The following is an 18,630-nucleotide window of genomic DNA, read 5'->3' on the forward strand; positions in this document are numbered from 1 at the left end:
CGACCATCTCACGAAAAGTATTGACGGATACTGAACAGTCGGATTTATCACGGAAACATAGCGAATCAATGTTTTCCGTGCTCTGAACGGGCAGATTTCAGCCAACTATACCTTTCCGGGGCGTTGGGCAAAGAACCCCAACTTTGCGTTTGTCGAGAATAGGTTCGATGTTGAGCCAAAGCCACGAGCAAAAACCTGGGCAGAGCTGGCAAAGCTACTCACAACGAAGCGAAGCGTACGCGACAAGAAGGATGGACTTGCCTTCATCCCTGCAACATTTCGGCAGGGTGCTAAGCGTGACGACGCTGAGGTAGAGACCATCACGCTACTTGTGCTCGACGTGGACGACGGAACGCCACCCGAAGCGCTACGTAACCTCTGGGAGCAAAAAGGCGAGCCCTTGGCATGCGCCGTTTGGAGTACGCACTCAAGCACACCCGAGAAGCTCAAGTGGCGGGCAGTGTTCCCCCTGGCCAATCCTGTCCCGGCTTCTGAGTGGTCTACCACCTGGCGGCGGCTCTGCTACCATCTGGCGGAGGGCAAGATGGATAAGAGCTGCTCCAATGAATCGCGGCTTTACTACCTACCAAGCTGTCCTGTGGGAGAAGAATCTGAAACCTTCGCTTGGGCGCAAGAGGGCAAAGCAATCAAGGCTGAATTGTGGGCTGATCCACCAGTTGATTTTCAAGTAAAGGCTGCCCGCGAGTTTGTGCCTGACCCTGATGCCGAGTACGGGATACCGACTCCGGAGTACCTGCTACTACAGGCGCTGGAGCGTGCCGAATGGGACGGGCGCAATAATACAGCTTTTTGGCTCACATGCCAGCTCAGGGACAACCGATACCCACAGGAAAAAGCGGAAGGTATAGCACGAGAGTTTGCCAACCGGATATTTACGACCTCCCGTGATCCATTTACCGAGGAGGAGGCACTCAGGTGTGTAGACAGCGGCTATAAGGGAGAGCCTCGGGAACCCTGGCGTAAGTCAAAAAAATATCGTATACGAGTAGATTCAACTGCTGACAAAAACGACGAAAAGGGTAGAAAAGGGGTTTTTGACGTTTTTGTCAGTGACCCAGATGAGGTATCCATAACTTTTTCCACTGCCCCTCGAAGCCTTTCAGTGGAGCTTCTACCGGTTCCAGTGCTTGAGTCAAGCCTTTTACCACCGACCCTTCGTGATTGGGTTTTTGATGCCGCTGAACGGGTGGGATGCCCACCTGAGTTCGTTGCTACCCCGGCGATTATCTCGCTAGGGTCTGTGCTTGGGCGGAAAATAGGCATACGTCCAAAGCAGCTTGATGCGTGGGTCGTCGTCGCCAATTTATGGGGTGCCGTTGTTGGCCGTCCGGGTGCTCTAAAAACACCAGGCACCAGTGAGGCACTCAAGCCGATACAGCAACTCGAAGCTCAGGCACGAGAAGCCCATAAAGAGCTTATGCAAGAGTGGGAAATCGATGCGCTGCTTAGGAAAACCGAAGCAGAAAAAGCAAAAGATGAACTCAAACGAGGCAAAGCCTTAGATGAAGGCAAGAAGCGAGAACTTGCAGCGAGGGCACTCGATACAGAAATGGAGGAAGAGCCAACGTGCCGACGTTTCGTTGTCAACGATGTAACCCTGGAAAAGTTAGGCGAACTGCTCAAAGAGAACCCGAACGGCCTACTTCAGTACCGCGATGAGCTTATGGGATTCTTCCGCACTCTAGAGCGACAAGGGCGCGAATCAGATCGCGCTTTCTTTTTGGAGGCGTGGAACGGTACGGGATCGTTTGTCTATGATCGGATCGGACGTGGAACGGTTTTTCTGCCTGCCATGTGCGTGTCTCTCTTTGGAACGATCCAACCTGGTCCCCTAGCGAGCTTTCTACGCCATGCGGTGACTGGGGAGAGCTCTGACGGTTTTGTTTCTCGCCTCCAACTCTTGGTATGGCCTGATTCAATTCGATACCGCCATGTTGATCGATCGCCAAATAAAACAGCGCGACATCGTGTTTCAGAGCTTTTTGACCGCCTCGATGCACTGACACCTGAGTCTGTTGGTGCTGTCGTTGAAGAGGGAGAGCTTCCCTACCTCCGATTCGATCCTGACGCACAAAACTTCTTTAATGCTTGGCGAGAACGCCTTGAAGAGAGGTTGACAAGTGACGAAGAAACACCGCTTTTTATCGAGCACCTCAGCAAGTATCGCTCGCTTCTACCCTCACTTGCACTGCTGTTCCACCTGAGCGAAAATACTGGTCCTGTGTCTTTAGCCGCAATTCACTTGGCTAGTCAATGGTGCGATTTTTTAGAAGCCCATGCCCGGCGCGTCTACCAGTGTGTCGCAGACGGCGGATCTGATCTTGCAGAGCGCCTCGGTGGGAGGGTTAAGGCTAGCTTGCCAAATCCATTCACACAGCGTGATGTGGTACGCAAAGGTTGGGCAGGGCTGTCTCGACCTGACGAAATTGACAATGCCATTGGGATTCTTGAAGATCGCGGCTGGGTGAAGCGAGTAGAGGTGCAAAGCCTAGGTGAGGATGGAAAGCCGCAGGGAAGACCTACAGAAAAATTTTACATACACCCCGTTTTAATCACTGACAAAAACGTCAAAAACCCCCAAATCTCTGGTGAGGTGGAACTATGACACCCGCTGAGTTTTTGACGACGGCAATGGTACGGGGTTACAAGGTGTCTGTGAAAGAGGGGGGAAAACTAAGTGTGATTCCTCCTCCTGATGGTAAGGTGCCAGAATCCATTATTCGCTATGTAGCGGCGAGGAAGCCTGATTTGCTAGCCTTGCTTGCTACTGCTCGTAAAGATCCGCCTCTAGGCAATACGTCTGCAGAAATTCGCCCTTGGCGTACTCCTGAACGTGTCGCCTTTGAGAAAGTGTTCCGGGCTGTTGCTACAGGTAAAAAAGATGTCTGGTGGGCTACTCACGCTCCTTGTGGTACACCACTTGAGCCTGTGGTGGTGTGCCAAGGCATGAATCCACGTCAGTGGTTTCCTCTTGCTTGGGAGCGCTATTGTGCTCTCTGCTGCGAGTGGGAGAAAGCATCGGTCGAAAGAAAGCCTTTGCTTGAGCAAGATCGGGAAGCACTTTTCTCTGATCTACTATTTGCTTTTGAACAATCCGAGGATCTCCCTGAACTCGAACCCGAGTTTATAAAAGAGATGAAAACACTGATGGGAACTCACGAGTGATAGGTCATTAGTTTTACGGTGCGGTAAGGATTCGTGTTATGTCAACTCAGCTTGTCAATTACCTCGAATCCTTACCAATCTAATACCCCCATCACTTACGCTTTTTGTGTCTCTCGTGTTGATCCTATCGTTGTGCCAGATCAAAGATTATCGTTGGCAACAGTGGTTGCCGTAGTTGTGGTGGTCTTGCTAACTTTGAAATTACATGATTTATCGTTGCGGCTGTATCAGAATATTGGGCGAAATCAGCATCATTTCGTGTCCTTTTGACAGAATAAATAGGCAACTTATTTCTAAATTTCTCGCCTAAGAAATGTCCAACTCCACCTTTTGAATTTTCTGTACCAAGGGCGACAATCGAGGTAGGATTTAGAAGTTCAATCTGACGTTTTACAAAATCATTCCAGCATTTTTCATAAGAACTATATGCAATTTTACTATCTGCACAGCGCCATGGACATAAATTGATTAGTGAAACTTCATTTATTCCAAATCCAGAACCTTCTAATATAGGTTTTATATACTTCCATATGCTCCATGGTCGAATATCACTAGATATTTCATCTTCGAGTACAGAATTTAGAAACCAAAAAGCATCTAATGTGTTATTATCACGTAGATTTTTAAGTGCGTCGTAAACCAGTTTGTTATTGTTACCTTTGGATTCACCACCTGGGTACATTCCGATGAATAATAAACGATCATTTAGCAAACGATCATTCCCGTTGACATAGTCCGAACCTGCATACCCTGGTTGTGCATATTTTGCATTGGTATCCGTGATGCCACTGCTCACAACCGGATCCATTGTGGTGATTTCATGCCAGAGTCCGGCCAATTCATTTTCGTCTATTTTCGTCACGGTGTCTCCTTAATCTGTCGGGATTCTCTTAGGCTCTGAAAACCAGCGTGGTCTACCGATTATGTAGGGGAAGATACAACCCGCTCCAGTAGCTTTAATCAGTCCCAAGCGGGATTCTCATATCTGCCTATTTCATCGGAGCCAATGAGATTTTTCTCCACAAAAAGGCATCCCCAAAAACCCAAAGAAACACTTAATGATCTATCTCAACTCCTATCACCCGCTGGCTAAATGTCCAAGCGGTCGCAAGGCAGCGGCGACGCATAACCTCCCTCCCTATGCTGATGCCTCCTGCCGACGTGAGCCCGATCTTGAGGCATCTCTCCCCGCGATCTCTGCGCTGTGCCGGACAACCAAATTTGCTCCACGCCTGAAAGTCGGGGACGTCGTGACCTACATTACTGTGTCGAGCTTCTATCCCCCGATCACTGACCGCCGCCACTATCGCCTGACCGCTGTCCTGGAGGTGCTGAAGCGCTTTGAAGACCATGAAAGCGCTGCTGCTTGGTACTCTGGCCAGGGCTTTCCCATCCCCGGCAACTGCATCGTTCCAGAGAACCCGCCTCTCCCGCTGGAGAAGACAGTGGGCTTCTACTTTGCTGATGACGAGGCGCTGGGCAAGAAAGTCAAACGTGTCCCAGAGCAGGTCGCGGAGTGGGATCGTTTCTACGCCGACCGGGTTTCTGTCTGCTCGCTGATGCTTGCGTGCAAACCTCTCTACACCGAGCTCCACTCTCCGCCCGCCTTCGACAGCAAGGAAGCCGAAGCGATTTTCCTGGAGTACGGGAAGATGCCAGGCACTCTTAATCCACCGGCTATATCGCCTGCGGATTTCCATCGCCTCATGGAGCATTGCGCAACGGGGGTGCAGGTAGAGGCGGATCAACATCGGCTCAAAGTCCACCGCTAATTCTCGCGCCGCTCCCCCTCCTAACTAAGCCGGTGGAAAGGTCTGGTTGATCACCCCATGGGACCTTCCGGTGTTTGTTGCCATAAAGCAAAATAGAGGCTCCCAGTGCCTATTTTGACCCCAAGAAGCGCAGGCTCACCACACCGACCCCACAGACAGCACAAGGGTCACCCGTGCCCTCGCCCAGCTTCCCAAAGGAGAGACGCAGACACACTTCCTCACCCTGCCGGAACGCATACCAGACCATAAGATGACCCCATGTCTCCTTCTGGTCTTTGTTGCCATTTAGCAAAATAGAGGCTCCCAGTGCCTATTTTGACCCCTTTTAGGCAAACACTCTTTGCGCCCCCTGGAGTTCGCCTTAGACCTTCGCGAAACGCTGGCGAGGGGCTTCTTTCGAGATCGGTAAAACTCGGTACAGAGGTCACTTCGTAGAGGGAGCATGCTCTCCCCCTTGTTTGCCAAACTTTCGTTTGAGTCCTTAAACTTTCCTTTCGAGACACTAAACTTAGAATTAAGGACACTACTATCAGGGAGTGATGAGTGGCAGCAAGAACGCTATAATGGTCAGTCAAAGTGTCCAGAAAAACGCCTGGTTTACAGCCTCAGCTCCCCATGGTAGTCTGCTCCAAAGGTGACGCCATGAAATTGACGGCTAGAATTATGTACCCTGATCCCAAATGCATTGGCACGCCCCATATATGGCCTACGGGGTTGAAAATTGAGAATGCCACCATGCAGACAATCAAGGACGGGGTACAGCAATTTTCCCACACCGAAACCGCTGTATCTATCTCGCTCCAGGTCGATGAAAATAGTTCGATTAGTTCGTTGTTTCACTACGATCCTGCGCAGGACGCCTTGATATGGCTAGACACAAGCCACACTGTGTCAACCACGGAAGAGATCATCAGATTCATGGAGGAGAGATTCTATGGTCTAGGTAAGTACGGTAGTGTACGGGATTTACCACCACCGCCGAAACCTCTCCAGGAACGTCTTTTTCGGTGGTTGAGGCGATCCACAAAGCCACTATAGCCAGGCAAATCAGTAGGATGTGAGAAGTGGCCGAAATTTACAGCTATGTTTGTTCAGCCCCTTCTACCAGAGCCTATTTTCAAGCCCTTCCTCGTTTTTCTAAATAAAATCACCTCTAGAAGAAAAACAATAGAGAACCGAGAATAGAGAAAATGCTACAGAGCGCAATAACCCTGCTTACCGGAGGCGATTTTCCATGTATACCGTAAAGGTCTATGACGACGACGCACAGGAATATATCCAGACGCACCAGAATATACTTAGGCTAGATGATGCAAAGAAATTGGCTATGCGTCTCGCCAAAGACTGTGCAGATCGACGTAACCGAGAACTAATGGGTATGTACGGCAAGAAATTCCCTTCTGAGATAGCGATTTCGTCTGATGGCCTTTTTGTCTATGTCGGCTTTGGGCTACAGGAATACCTTGCGACGATGGGTGAGAAACAGAGTAACTTTATGAACCGTATCGCCTATCAGATTGAGATTGAAGCGGGATAGGTCAATAGGGCTCTGAATAAACATGGCTGTAAATTTCGGCCACTTCCTCGTCCGATAAGTCTGCTTATCGGTGCCTCATCTCGGGTTTTTCCAGTGAGACAATACTGAGACAAAAGAAACAAGATAAGTTTCCATTCTTGGCTAATATGCTCCTCTATAGGGTCTCCCAGCCTCTGATAGCTCCTTAGAAGGTCTATCCTGCTCTTTGTTCTGCCTATCTTATCTGTGGCACCATGTGCCGTTTTCGCCGTATACTATACTCATAGTCACGTAGGAAACTACTGATTCAAGCGATCTACTCCACCGGGAGTGAGATCGCTTTTTTGTTTTCTATACCTCACTCGCTCTTTCTTGGTTAAGCACAAGTAGCTTCTCCAGGATCTCCTCATCAGTGAGAGGCCATTCCCAACTGTAGGCACTGGCTACAGCTTCATCAAGTTTCCGGTGTGCTGTCTCTAGCCAAACCGGGCGGGCGTTGTAGAGGTTTGTTAGCGTGCGCTTCTTCAGCTCAGTCTCGGGAAGGTCAGACGGGTTCAGCCAGTTATCACGTAGCTCCACCAGGCGGCGGACGGCGTCTGCAATGGCTTTGACCTGCGCAGAGTCTGCCTCGCTTGGTTCGCTGCCAGGAGACCAGGGCATGGGAAAGGTGCCGAAGGTCTTGGATGAGTTGTAGCGCGGATCGTTACCAGCCCCCATTCGGTTCCCCACTGCCAGTGACCACACCTCATGAATCCTGGAGTGGAGCACGCCGAAGAAGTAATCATCATCACGGGCAAAGACATGGCAGGAGTGATCGGGTACGGTCGTCGTGGGCATCCAGACGAAGACACGATACTTGGCAACTTCCGGGGTGACGATACAACGTTTCTTGCCAGCAATAGCTGCTCTCAGTGCTGGACGGCTTCGACCATGGAGCCACCAGAATTTGCTCATACGAGCATCTCGACTCTCGTTGCGAACAGGCTTGACGACGCGCTTTACAAACTCAAAAGGCATTTCGTAGAGTGCAGCATCCTCTTCAGTCATCTCTTGGAAATCGATCACAAAACCGCCACGAGTGCGTCCCGTAGTATCTTGAGCACCAAGACGCGGGCGAACGACATCGCTATTTGGCTTCCCATTGGGATTGCCCCTCTGGGAGATCATGGCTTGCGCGGTGAGGTCATCAATGTCAAATGGACCTCCTTTCATCATGCCCAGAAAGACAAGCCCCTCGTTCTCTGGTAGGGTCTGTGCTGTAGTCACGTCGGCGCTCTGGGCTGTGAGGTCGGCGTTGATCGTGGCGACCGGCTTTCCATCAAGGTGTTTCTCACTCTCCTGCCCGCCATCGAAGGCGATCAGGGAGACACGCACCGCTGCGCCGTTGTCGAACCAAGGTCTATCTGCCCACCCGTCGAATAGGTCGCCGCTCTGCTTGATCTTCTCCAGCACCTTCCGGTTTGCCCCGAAGCGAATACCGTTCGTGCAGATCAGCCCGGCGCGTTTCACGTTCCCAGCTTCGATCAATGCCCGTGACTTCTCGAACCAGTAGGTCACCAGATCAGCCCCACCCTCCACGGGGTCTGACAATCATTGGAACGGAAACGTACGCTAAGGACAGACCTGGCCCCAGGGCGATTCTCAGAAACTCATCTGCTGGGCAGGGAATGAGAGTTTGATTCTTGAGAAGGGTTTTCGAGAGCCGAAATCAGCCTCCAGCCCCTTGGCAGAGTAGCTTCCGCGATTCTCATAAAACCCACGTTTTGTGAGGGCTGTAGATGGAGAATTCGCTTAGCGTACGTTTTCGTTCCAATGATTGTCAGACCCCTCCACACGCCCCACATAGAGCTTTCGAAGGCGCTCGGTGTACTCGTCGCCAAGCTCGGCACGCATCTTCTTATCTCCCAGGAACGGGGGATTGCCGATGATGTAGTCCGCCTCCGGCCACTCAGGTTCGGTGCCGTCTGCACTCAGTACTGCGTCCTGCTGCTTTATCAGCTCGAAGCGCTTCAGGATAGGCTGCTCAGGCTCTCCAAAGCCGTTCTCGCGGAGCCACTGGATATAACCGATCCAGACGGTGATGGGGGCTAGCTCGTGGGCGTAGTCGTTTATCTCCAAGCCCCGCATCTGCTCTGGTCCGACACGGGGGAAGAAGCCCATGAGCCCGCAATGTGCTGCCATTTGGATCACGGACTTTTCGAGGTCGAGGAGCGAGCGTAGGGCTACGTATAGGAAGTTGCCAGAGCCGCAGGCGGGGTCAAGTACCTTCACGTCGACCAGCGACTCCTGGAACGCTTTGAGGGTGTCTTCGATGGCATTATCGCGGTTGTTGCGACGGCGCATCATGTCACGCCGTTCTGCCTCGGTGACGTTGCTGCCCTTGGCTTCCTGCTCGGCGATCACGGCGTCGCGCTCGGCGGCCAGTGCTTCTGCTTTCTGCCGGATCTGTGACCACTCACGGCGCAGGGGGAGCATAACGACGGGCTCGACGATGAGGGCGATGTCCTCGCGGCTGGTGTAGTGTGCTCCCAGCTGGCTCCGCTTGGTGGGGTCAAGGGAGCGCTCAAAGAGGGTGCCGAAGATGCTGGGCTCGATGCTGCCCCAGTCCAGGGCGGCGGCTTTGGCAAGTGTGGCCAGCTCACTCTTGATCAGCGGCAGGGTGTCATCGCTATCAAAGAGTCCGCCGTTGAAGTGTTTTATTTTATCAAAGCCAAACGTTCCGCCTTTTGCCATTGAAGCAAAGAGCTGTCCCAGGCTCTGCTGGAATGTCGCAGGCTCTTTCTGGAAATTACTTACCAGCTTGGTAAAGAGTCCCTCGGGCAGGAGCTTCACGTCCTCAGCGAAGAGACAGAACAGCAAGCGAATTAGAAAGTGTGCGGCGGTGTGTGGGTCGTGGCCGCGCATCGTGAGCGAGCGTGCAAGCTGCCCAAAGGTCTTTGCAGCCTCCTCTGTGACGGCGGCAGTGGTCTGGGCAGGGCGCAAACTATCGGGGCTCTCAAACAGGGCACGTAGCACCACCAGCGGGGCTAGGGCGCAGGTTTCCGTGGGCTGGTTTGCCTCCAGCTCGGCCAGGTCGAAGGCGAAGACGCGCTTTACTGTGCCTGTGAAGTTGGTATGCACCTCGAAGCGGTTGAGATCGCACACAGCCAGCAGGGGCGGGTTCTCCAGGTCTTCTCGGTAGGCGAGAAGCTGCTGGTAAGCATCCGTGAGGTTCTTCTTCTTGCCTTTGTACTCGATGGCGAAGTGTCCGCGCTTCCACACGTCGGCGAAGCCATCTACGCGCCCGCTGGTGTTACCGGTCTTCTTAACGCCCTTCTCAAAGGCATAGCTCTCTCCTGTGGGATCGGCTTCAGCAGGCGTGAGATGCCCCAAAAGGGCGCAGAGATCGCGAAAATGCTCCTGGTAGCCCGCTCGCTCGGTGAGTGTAGAGGCTCTCCAGCGAGTGACGAACTCAGAGACAGTCAAAGACGGCATGCTCAGACGTTCATCGAAAGGCAAGCTCTTTCCTTCGCACCTATCTAAGAACACCTTAAAGGGATGGACGACGCGCTATGGTTCTGCGACGCACCTGCCCGCCGTTCACTTCGTCAGATTCCGCGCTGTCTTCCCGTGCCTTTTCAACGGCTTCGACAAAGCGGCTGACCAGATCAACAAGGCTGATCTCATAGACCTGGCATAGATCAAGAAGTTGGATTAAATCCGCCCGCCGTTCTCCCGTTTCATACTCCGAAACACGGCTGGGAGTTGTGTTCAGGCGAGCGGCTACCTCTTGCTGTGTCAGTCCTGCCTCATGTCGGCAGGTCCGCAACAAACTTTGCAGAAGTTTGAACTCGACTGTTCCTATTGCTTTTCGCACAAAAATGATCCGCCCCACGTAGAGGCAAGTCATTTTTGTCGGGAATGCCGAATTTTCGGTAAAGCCGAAAATTACTCTGTCATACAACTTCGGAAAAGCCGAAATACATACCAACAGTATTTCTGAAGGAGATCCGTTGTGGACGCAAATGTATTGGGGGTTTTGTATGCCTTATATTTTTCAGCCTGTATCGCTGTTGGTATCTATGGGCAAAAACGGCATGAACAAGGTGGGGTAATCACTGCTCTTATATCTGTATTACTTACACCGCTCTTGATCGGCTTGATTGTTTTTTCAATAACTCCCAAAGGTGAAATTGAAACATCTACACAACGTAAAGTTAAATATACTCTTTTAAGTGCTGGTGGGATATGTGTAGCAAGTGTTTGCTATATGTTATTTACATCTGTCTCAGATGTGTCAGAAAAAACAAAAGTTGAAATATACTCACATAATTCAAGCACTGAAGTAAATAGAGAATTGAATACTAATCCTAAAATTGTAACTAAAGAACAATTTGGAGACAGATGGCCTTTTGCTAAAAATGAAGGTACTGTTGACTGTACACCAGACCTAAAAACAGGTGGAAAAATAATCAGTATTGAATTTGACGGAATAGATTATGCGTTGAATGGTCTTGCACTTGATCATCATGCGAACAGTATTCCAAATGAGCTATGGCTCAAAGACAGTAGGACTGGCTTAAAGAAAGACATATCGCCCATTGTAGATCGTGCTCGTGACGTTTGTCGGGAGTAGCATCAAAGCGTCGTGAGCCACCATGCTTGAGTTGTAACAGGGGTGTAAACCTCATTCGGGAGAAAACCCGTAATAAGGCGCTCGATTCAGTGAGACAAAAGCGAATCACTTTACAAACCTTTACTTTGAACTTTCCCCTCTACGAGAGGCGGCTTGTCACTTAAACGGTCGTCTGCGTGACAAGCCCAATGGGGCTACTCGGAGCCTGAAAAGCTGTCATTTATCCCGTCACAAAAACTACGTATCGTGAACGTCAGCTCTCAAATCGGCGAAGTGTGGGTAAATTACACGAATCCTTACCGCCCACCTATACTATGCTCATAGTCGCCTGGAAAACCACAGACTAGAAACAAAGGTGAAAGCCTTCGGCTAGCGATCTACTCCACCGAGAGTGAGATCGCTTTTTTGTTTTTTGAGCCGCACCACATCTAAGGCGTTTTCTGTGTTTCTGGTATCCCGATTCAAACAGAATTTAGATTCGCCATGTTTTTGGTATCCCGAATTGGTTATGAACAAGCATAGGCTCTGGCTTAAAAATATTCCTAATAGTCTTCGTGGGAAGTATCGAAGGTATTTTCTCGATGGGGCTTCATCTATGAATCCCCTTCAATGCTACTGAGGAAGACTATACTAAGCGTTTCCATACCTCAGATTTTCATATTAAGTTTCTTATATTATTTATAAACTACTAATATAAAAAACTATAAAACCAAAAACTATAATTATTGCTAATAATAAAACTGCAATATTGCTGTAATACGTATTATTTTTACTTATTACTGTACCATTACCAATAAAATTTGGTAAATTACTAAATATTTCTGTTGCTATTTTTGCAGATCGCCCCACTTCAAATACTGGTACGCGTGATTTATCTGTTCCACTAATCGTTAATTGAACGGAATTACGATGGATTGTTGTCACATTTTTATTCGTCGCGATTATCGGTGGTTTTAATATTTCTGTTTTAGAAATAGTTCGAGCTGGAATATATGGCATACTATCGTCATATTTTATCGGTATAAGTGCATCCTCTAAGTCAATATTATTGACCATGACATTTTCAATGGTCATAATTTTGCTTTTAATAGGCTTATGCTCTTTGTTGTCATAATTTTTAGAATTTTGAGATGTTTGAGACGACTGTTTTTCATATTTACGACGAAGGGCATCGTCAGTATTAATCAGAGGAACATCTCCAGTGTCAATGATATGAACACACATATTTTGCCAATCTGTTTCAAAAGTAATCAATCCATTTACTTGATCTACTTTTTTTAACGTATAGCCAAGACGAGTAATTACCGTAGTCAACGCTTTGATTGCCTTCTGATTATCAGTCTCGAATTGTACAATGATTGGTTTTGCCATTACCTCGCCACTCTCACTAATTTTTATGAATATATGAAAATTATTGGTTTAGGTAGGCATAATCAATACAGTAAAAATAGAAGTAGAAGGGTAAGATTGCCCTACCCCATTTTTAAGTGCTCTCCTTCTTGCCTACTCCTCGGGCTTACCTTTGGGAAAGCGGATACTGAAGCTCTCTGCTTCCTGCGTGCGTGTCAGTCCAGGGAGAATCTCGCCGGTTGCCTCGAAGTGCGTGACGGCATAGGCGAGAAAAGCCTTCTTGTCTAGCTTGGTGATTGTCTCCTCGGTCACAGTCTCAGGCTTGACTGCTCGGGCGGTAGTGATCGCGTCCAGATCGCTCTCGACGATAAGCCGGGGTGCCACGCTCGTAAACTGGGCGGTGCCATTGAAGTAGAGCACAGAGCGGCGGCTTCCCTTCTGCTTCTCCAGCTCGCCACGGGTGAAGCTCTCAAACTGGGAGCCGTAGCGCCCGGTGTGCTTCTCGCGGTCGGAGCGGACACGGATAAGCATTGCTTCAGCCTGGGCGCGAATGCTTGCCTCCTCGCGGTCAAGGTTTGCCAGCTTGCGAAGATACCACTCTGCGTGCTCGCGCGTCTGGATCGTGAATTGCTCGGGCTGGAGGTTCGAACCTCCGGCGGCGGTCTCGGTCTCGCCGCCCGTTCCGCAAGCGGCGATTTTTTCCACGGGCGCAGGGGTCATAAAGTCATCAGTTTCGTTCATGGTCTCGGTCTTTCCGGGGGCAGCACTTCTGCCCCCCGTGGTCTTGGTCTAGTAGTCGTCAAACTCGGCGGCGGTGTCGGCCATGTCTGCGAGGTGGTCTTCATAAGCTCGCTGAGAAAACCCGTCTTCTGCGTCGCGCTCGTCTTGGCGAAGCTCCGAAGCTTCGTCTTGAAGCCGGTCGTTCTCTTCGCGTAGGCACTCACGGCATAGCTCGGTGGTCTCGCTCTCCATGCCTTCGCTCTGGTGGCAATAGAATGGGTGCTCAAACTCGGAGAGGGGGAACCACTCCTCACAGTCGGGGCACTGCTTCTGCTCGCCTAAGGTTCGAACCTTAGGCTGGGTGGCCAGGGCATCAAGCATGGGGGCGGTCTTGGTGAGCCAGTCGGCGTAGGTGCCTTCTGAAGCAACGTAGAGGGGGAGGGTGTTTATCATCATCTTAGGTCTTTCCGGGGTCTCTGGGGAGCCTTGCGGCTCCCCCTGTAGGTCTTAGAACTTGCCCGTCCCTAGGCAATGGGCGGCATCTTGGTCAAAGGCATCGGCGCGGGCTTCCAGGGCGTTCATCGCCTCCACGTGGAGCCGCACAATCTCGACATGCTTGCAGTGACTGTCCCGCTTGCAAGCGGGGCAGGTGCAAGACCAATCGTATTCGTCCACCATCACCTCGTAGGTGCGGGCAGCATCGGTGTAGCGCGTCACCTCCCAGGCGGGGGTAAGGGCGCTTTCCAAGTAGCCCACGCGGTAAAGATCATGCTCGTTGATCGCCTCAATCCTGCTGGTATTCAGGGCTTCAATGCGGCGGGCTCGGTCGGTGTTTTTCATCGGTTTAGGGTTCCTATTGCTTAACAAGTATAAATCAAGTATACTATAAAAACTTGATTAAATCAAGGGTAAACACTAATCAAGTTATCAAATTTGACTTATTTTTTTACAGATGTTAGAATAGCAATCATGGAGACTATTGAGGGGGTTGAGTACTTGACCGTCCAGGAGGTAGCTGCAAAGTGCAGCATCACGCCTGCCGCTGTCCGTAAGGCTGTAGCGGAAGGGCGCTTACCTTCGCGTCGCCTCGCCAGCTTGACCTTGATCCCAAAGTCCGGTGTGGATAGTTGGAAGCCTGCCGGTCACGGTGGGAAGCGTCCAGGACAAGGGCGGAAGAAGCAAGATACGGAGGAAGAAACTACGTGAGTGCCTCCACGAATCAGGGCGTCGTCTCCATTCCTGTGGGAGAGCTAGATCGCCTACAGACACACGCTGTGGCAGCACTAAGGGCGGCGCAACACGCCGAGCTTCTGGCACGCCGAGCGGGGGCACTTACCGCCGAGGAACAAGCGGATCAAGCGGCGGAGAACGCACGCGCCATCGTCGCTAGCCTCCAGGCGCTAGGAGCCCATGAGAGCAGGCAGGCAGCGGCGGCACTGGCTCACCCGATCCCCTTTCACACGCTCGATACTCCCGACATGCGCGATATGCTCACCAATCTCCAGGCGATCCTGCCTGTGGCTGAGAAGATCGATGCAGCGCGAGGGAGAGCGCTAGAGGCACCTGTAGGTGGTTCCGCAGGGTGTGACTTGGCAGAGGATGTAGCGCAGATGATCGCCCGCCTAGAGCTTGAAATCTACGGACCAGCCCAAAGTGTGACAAGAGGCAGGGAGTGAAAGCTGTAAAAATCCACCCAGAGCTTGTCTGTCCTTACTGCGGTAGCACCGCGAAGCTTACCGACGGCACCCCCGTTTACAAAACAACTCGATACGGGCAAGTCTACATCTGTGGCAATTATCCTGAGTGCGATGCTTATGTCGGTGTCCATCCAAATTCAGACCTCCCTAAAGGAACCCTGGCAAACCCTGAGTTGCGGGAGTGGCGAAAAGCAGCACACGCGAAATTCGATCCACTTTGGCAGTCTAAGCGAATCACCCGAAAAAAGGGCTACATGATACTGGCTGAGCATCTGGAGATCGCTCGTGAGGATGCTCATATCGGGCATTTTGACATCGAGCAGTGCAAGAAGCTCCTCAGCTTAATGAATAAAATCGAAGCGGATGTAGATGCCTATGAAGAAGGCAAAGGAGACGACCCAGTACCGAAGGAGACAACACAGTACCATCGGTGGGAGAAAGAAAAAGAGAGCCACCCAACAGAAGCTTAATAGCTCAGTAAGGCAGCTCTCTTAACATCACGCCCCGATTTCGCCGGATCCAACCCTCGGGTTGGGACTACGTCGGGAACTTCAATTTTCATTATGGCACAACTTCCCGAAAACGCAAATCCTGAAGCCTCCGCGCCCCTGTCTGCTGAGGATCAGAGGCTCCACCAGCAAGCCTTGGTGCTAGATCGGTTTGAAAACACCGTCTCGCCCTACCGCTTCCGGCGCTACCTGAAGGCAACTGCCAGCCGGGAAGAAGCCGTCGCCCTCTACCTCTGGAATGTCGCACTCTCCGAGGCGCTCTATCCTGCTCTCAATTTCTTTGAGGTGGCACTGCGAAACGCTCTGCACAACGCTCTCACAGAGACTCACTCAGGCAGTTCGCGCTGGTTCATGGACGCGCTTCTGCTGCGACCTCACCACCAAGACCAAGTCATGCAGGCACTTCAAACGCTCCGGGATCAACGGAAGCCCGTTGACCCTATTACACCCACTCAGGCTGTCCCCGTGGAGCCACAGCGCGTGGTGGCAGAGCTTAGTCTTGGGTTCTGGGTGAACCTCTGCTCAGGACCATACGTGGCCACCATGTTCCCGCGTGTGGTCAACAAAGCGTTTCCCCGTGCCTCACGCTCAGCACGTGAGCACCACCACCTCTACCCGCGTCTCAAAGAGCAGCACGACCTACGAAACCGGATATTCCACCACGAGCCTATCTACCACTGGCGAGACCTGGCTGACAAGCACGTCCGGCTCTACGAGCTGCTCCGCTGGATCGAACCCGATCAGCTCCACTTCCTGCAAGCGATAGACAGGTTTGAGGCGATCCACAAAGCGGGACCAAGTGCTCTCCAATTCAACGCTGAGTATGCAGCCCTAGCCGCTAGCGAAGCTCTAAAGCTCCGCACTGTAGAGGCTGGCTCGTGAACGAAGAGGAGACCCAGAGCCCACAGCAGGAGCCACCTGAGAACACTGAGGTTACAACCTCAGAGAGTGGTGAGGAACTCTTCCTCACCGTGCCTCTTGCTGCGGTGCGTTTGGGCATTGGGGAGCGCCGTGCTTACCGTCTGACAGGGAAGCTGTCTGACAGTCAGAAGCGTCAGACAGTGTCAGACAGTGGAAAGCGTCTGACACTTGTCAGTGTCAATACCTTAGCTGCTTTGCTTGCTGGAGAGGCTTCCGTAGAGGGAAAAGGCTCCTCTAAGGGTGTCAGACAGGAAGACTGTCAGACACTTATTGACAGTCAGAACCTGTCAGAAACTGTCAGACAGCAACCCAACACTGTCAGACAGGCAGAGCGAGAGGTGTCAGAGGGCAAGCCTTCTCAGGGAGGCTCTCAGGCTTCGCCGGATGCGAACCTGCGGGAGATCATCACGCGCCAGGACGCCGAAATCAAGCGTCTTGGAGAGGCGCTACAGCGTGAGCAGGAAAACCTAGCAGCGGCGCAACGGCTCGTGGACCAAAGCCAGCAGCTCCAGCTTCTTGTCGAGCGGCGGGCGGCGATGCTCGAGAACGAAGTCGAAAAGCTGAGGGCGTTGCCACCTGCAGAGGCAGAAGGGTTTGCTGACAGCCCACAGGGGGAAGCAAACACAGGTGGGGGGGTGCCTGAGCCTTCAGACCCTCTCAAAGCCCAGGATGGGGCGCAGAAGCTCCCCTGGTGGCGATTTGGGCGAAGGGGGCGATCATGATTGCAAACACCCCGTGCGATATTTGTGATCAGGGTATGGTGATAACTCCGTGTAGCAAAAGGTCTACTGAGTTTAGGATGAGCCTATTGCTGCTAAATTATGAAAGGAAATGGGGGTAGGTATGGCTCTGTTTACTGCGAAAGCGGATTCAAATCTGCCCTTGCTCACAAGGCTTTTCCAGGTATCTTCTGAGATAGGTAGCAGTGAAGCGGAGCTTATGAGCTCTGAAATGTGCCAGTTCATTAGTTGGTGGCTTAACTGTGAGAAGCGATCCGATACGCCAACTCCCACAGACGTTCGAAGGCTTGCTCGATTCGCCGAATATATGAGGGCTATGATGATTGGGGCGGCAGATAGAAAGGCTCCTCCTGCTGACATACAGCAGGAGATGGAATGCTACATCAAAGACAATTTACCCCCACCCTCTCTGCAATTCTTACAGGGTGATACAAGGCAGGGAGACACACCCATTGTTTTCTTTACCCCGTTGGTAGAAGCAGAGCATGGTCCAATCGCTGGGACCCTGATCCGCCGGGCACTTGCCTCTTTAGCCTCTGCTTGGGAGCGAGCCACATTCAAGAGATGCGAAGAATGCGAAAGTGCTTTTCCATCAACAGAAAAAAAGCAGAGATTCTGCTCAGTCAAGTGTCGCCACAGGCATGGTCAAAGGCGCAGAATGGGAGAGCTTTACAACAAGAAATTTCGGGTGTAAAATTCAAACGCCACCCGTGCTTAAGGTAGCAACGGATGGCGTTCATATCGAAGGCTAGGATAAACCAGCACTTTAGATCAAGTTGTGGTGACATGATTTTAAGCGCTGAATTACCCTTGACACAATGAGCGATGATATCGCTCATGCCTCCGCTATGAAACTCGGCTACCTGTTTTCCCAACTGAGTGCGTCCGTGTTGAGATTTTGGGGGTAGCTCCCCCATAGCACAATCCTGCCGGTCACGACTCCCGGCGGGATTTTCATTTCATAATGCCAGCCGATAAGGCTGACAGAGAGAGTCGTCAATGAGCGGTAATTCAGCCTCCAAGCAGCATCCGGCACTTCAGCCTGGTGTGCTACTTCATAGTAACCGGAGAAAACCCGGGTCTATGCCTTCGGATCCTTCATCGCTGAGTCCTGATGGATCTGCACCCAGCATCCAAATCACCGTCGTTTCTCTAACCCCATGCCAGCGCGGGAATCTCAAAGCGTTCTGTGATGTACGCTTTGGGAAATGGCTTACTGTCAAAGGCTTCCGTGTCGTGCAACAACCAGGACATGCTGCATGGTGTGGTCTCCCAAGCAACTTTCGTGATGATGAAGACTCAGCACCCGGCGCAACGAAAAAGAGATGGTTTCCCCTCGTCGAAATGCCTGAAAGCTGGAAACGCGCCGCTGAGGTCGCTGTTCTTGCCGCATGGGACGAATATGATCAAACGGGGATTTTGCCTAGTGCCGTGATCGGAGGGCAGGGGCAATGATGCTCAACTTGGGGTTCTTTGCCCAACGCCCCGGAAAGGTATAGTTGGCTGAAATCTGCCCGTTCAGAGCACGGAAAACATTGATTCGCTATGTTTCCGTGATAAATCCGACTGTTCAGTATCCGTCAATACTTTTCGTGAGATGGTCG

At 51.5% G+C, this 18,630-nt stretch carries 20 protein-coding genes; 11 read left to right on the top strand and 9 right to left on the bottom strand.

Annotated features, from left to right (window positions below; translation table 11 throughout):
* Nucleotides 1–544: 544 nt before the first annotated feature.
* Nucleotides 545–2,626 carry a DUF3987 domain-containing protein gene (locus RMO15_RS27225; RefSeq protein WP_309720273.1) on the top strand — a complete coding sequence of 694 codons (2,082 nt, stop codon included), beginning with the start codon at nt 545–547 and terminating at the stop codon, nt 2,624–2,626.
* Nucleotides 2,623–3,186, top strand: coding sequence for a hypothetical protein (locus tag RMO15_RS27230; protein WP_309720277.1), 564 nt, complete (start codon nt 2,623–2,625; stop codon nt 3,184–3,186). The genes RMO15_RS27225 and RMO15_RS27230 overlap by 4 nt, the downstream gene beginning before the upstream one ends.
* Before the next feature lie 124 nt (nt 3,187–3,310).
* Here the strand turns inward: RMO15_RS27230 and RMO15_RS27235 are convergent, their stop codons facing one another.
* On the bottom strand, nt 3,311–4,048 hold the full coding sequence (locus RMO15_RS27235) for a hypothetical protein (RefSeq protein WP_309720279.1): 738 nt from the start codon (nt 4,046–4,048) through the stop codon (nt 3,311–3,313).
* Between the two features lie 196 nt (nt 4,049–4,244).
* Between RMO15_RS27235 and RMO15_RS27240 the strand changes: the two genes are divergently transcribed.
* Entirely contained in the window at nt 4,245–4,958 is a 714-nt protein-coding gene (locus RMO15_RS27240; protein ID WP_309720282.1) for a hypothetical protein, read from the top strand.
* A 109-nt stretch (nt 4,959–5,067) separates the two neighbouring features.
* Here RMO15_RS27240 and RMO15_RS27245 read toward each other — a convergent pair whose 3' ends face one another.
* The gene (locus tag RMO15_RS27245; RefSeq protein WP_309720284.1) at nt 5,068–5,205 is read right to left on the bottom strand and encodes a hypothetical protein; all 138 of its coding nucleotides are present in this window, start codon (nt 5,203–5,205) and stop codon (nt 5,068–5,070) included.
* 987 nt (nt 5,206–6,192) lie between these two features.
* Here RMO15_RS27245 and RMO15_RS27250 point away from each other — a divergent pair.
* Nucleotides 6,193–6,495, top strand: coding sequence for a hypothetical protein (locus RMO15_RS27250; protein WP_309720287.1), 303 nt, complete (start codon nt 6,193–6,195; stop codon nt 6,493–6,495).
* A 330-nt stretch (nt 6,496–6,825) separates the two neighbouring features.
* Here the strand turns inward: RMO15_RS27250 and RMO15_RS27255 are convergent, their stop codons facing one another.
* From RMO15_RS27255 to RMO15_RS27265, 3 genes are all read right to left on the bottom strand, one after another.
* Nucleotides 6,826–8,031 (bottom strand): type IIL restriction-modification enzyme MmeI, encoded by a 1,206-nt coding sequence (locus RMO15_RS27255; RefSeq protein WP_309720290.1) that lies wholly within the window; start codon nt 8,029–8,031, stop codon nt 6,826–6,828.
* 234 nt (nt 8,032–8,265) lie between these two features.
* Nucleotides 8,266–9,948, bottom strand: coding sequence for a DNA methyltransferase (locus RMO15_RS27260; RefSeq protein ID WP_309720293.1), 1,683 nt, complete (start codon nt 9,946–9,948; stop codon nt 8,266–8,268).
* 55 nt (nt 9,949–10,003) lie between these two features.
* A complete protein-coding gene (locus tag RMO15_RS27265) occupies nt 10,004–10,444 on the bottom strand; it encodes a helix-turn-helix transcriptional regulator (RefSeq protein WP_309720296.1) in 441 nt (146 codons plus the stop codon).
* A 24-nt stretch (nt 10,445–10,468) separates the two neighbouring features.
* On the opposite strand from RMO15_RS27265, the gene RMO15_RS27270 reads away from it, so the two are divergent.
* The gene (locus RMO15_RS27270) at nt 10,469–11,089 is read left to right on the top strand and encodes a DUF2511 domain-containing protein (protein ID WP_309720299.1); all 621 of its coding nucleotides are present in this window, start codon (nt 10,469–10,471) and stop codon (nt 11,087–11,089) included.
* Between the two features lie 678 nt (nt 11,090–11,767).
* Here RMO15_RS27270 and RMO15_RS27275 read toward each other — a convergent pair.
* From RMO15_RS27275 to RMO15_RS27290, 4 genes are all read right to left on the bottom strand, one after another.
* Nucleotides 11,768–12,460: a hypothetical protein gene (locus tag RMO15_RS27275; RefSeq protein WP_309720302.1), complete on the bottom strand. Its 693-nt coding sequence runs from the start codon at nt 12,458–12,460 to the stop codon at nt 11,768–11,770.
* 132 nt (nt 12,461–12,592) lie between these two features.
* Complete coding sequence (locus tag RMO15_RS27280; protein WP_309720304.1) at nt 12,593–13,180, bottom strand: hypothetical protein; 588 nt, start codon at nt 13,178–13,180, stop codon at nt 12,593–12,595.
* Nucleotides 13,181–13,228: 48 nt separating this feature from the next.
* On the bottom strand, nt 13,229–13,615 hold the full coding sequence (locus tag RMO15_RS27285) for a hypothetical protein (RefSeq protein WP_309720307.1): 387 nt from the start codon (nt 13,613–13,615) through the stop codon (nt 13,229–13,231).
* Nucleotides 13,616–13,666: 51 nt separating this feature from the next.
* A complete protein-coding gene (locus RMO15_RS27290) occupies nt 13,667–13,999 on the bottom strand; it encodes a hypothetical protein (protein ID WP_309720310.1) in 333 nt (110 codons plus the stop codon).
* A 129-nt stretch (nt 14,000–14,128) separates the two neighbouring features.
* Here RMO15_RS27290 and RMO15_RS27295 point away from each other — a divergent pair, with 129 nt between their 5' ends.
* The 6 genes from RMO15_RS27295 (at nt 14,129) to RMO15_RS27320 (ending at nt 18,481) form a co-directional block, all read left to right on the top strand.
* The gene (locus RMO15_RS27295; protein ID WP_309720313.1) at nt 14,129–14,365 is read left to right on the top strand and encodes a helix-turn-helix domain-containing protein; all 237 of its coding nucleotides are present in this window, start codon (nt 14,129–14,131) and stop codon (nt 14,363–14,365) included.
* Nucleotides 14,362–14,835, top strand: coding sequence for a hypothetical protein (locus RMO15_RS27300; protein ID WP_309720316.1), 474 nt, complete (start codon nt 14,362–14,364; stop codon nt 14,833–14,835). Before RMO15_RS27295 ends, RMO15_RS27300 begins: the two co-directional genes overlap by 4 nt.
* Entirely contained in the window at nt 14,832–15,326 is a 495-nt protein-coding gene (locus tag RMO15_RS27305; protein WP_309720318.1) for a zinc-finger-containing protein, read from the top strand. The genes RMO15_RS27300 and RMO15_RS27305 overlap by 4 nt, the downstream gene beginning before the upstream one ends.
* A 93-nt stretch (nt 15,327–15,419) precedes the next feature.
* Nucleotides 15,420–16,247, top strand: coding sequence for an Abi family protein (locus RMO15_RS27310; protein WP_309720321.1), 828 nt, complete (start codon nt 15,420–15,422; stop codon nt 16,245–16,247).
* Nucleotides 16,244–17,008: a hypothetical protein gene (locus tag RMO15_RS27315; RefSeq protein WP_309720324.1), complete on the top strand. Its 765-nt coding sequence runs from the start codon at nt 16,244–16,246 to the stop codon at nt 17,006–17,008. The genes RMO15_RS27310 and RMO15_RS27315 overlap by 4 nt, the downstream gene beginning before the upstream one ends.
* 1,101 nt (nt 17,009–18,109) lie before the next feature.
* Nucleotides 18,110–18,481 carry a hypothetical protein gene (locus RMO15_RS27320; RefSeq protein WP_309720327.1) on the top strand — a complete coding sequence of 124 codons (372 nt, stop codon included), beginning with the start codon at nt 18,110–18,112 and terminating at the stop codon, nt 18,479–18,481.
* Nucleotides 18,482–18,630: the final 149 nt, after the last annotated feature.

Source organism: Armatimonas sp. (assembly GCF_031410135.1).
Lineage (GTDB): Bacteria > Armatimonadota > Armatimonadia > Armatimonadales > Armatimonadaceae > Armatimonas.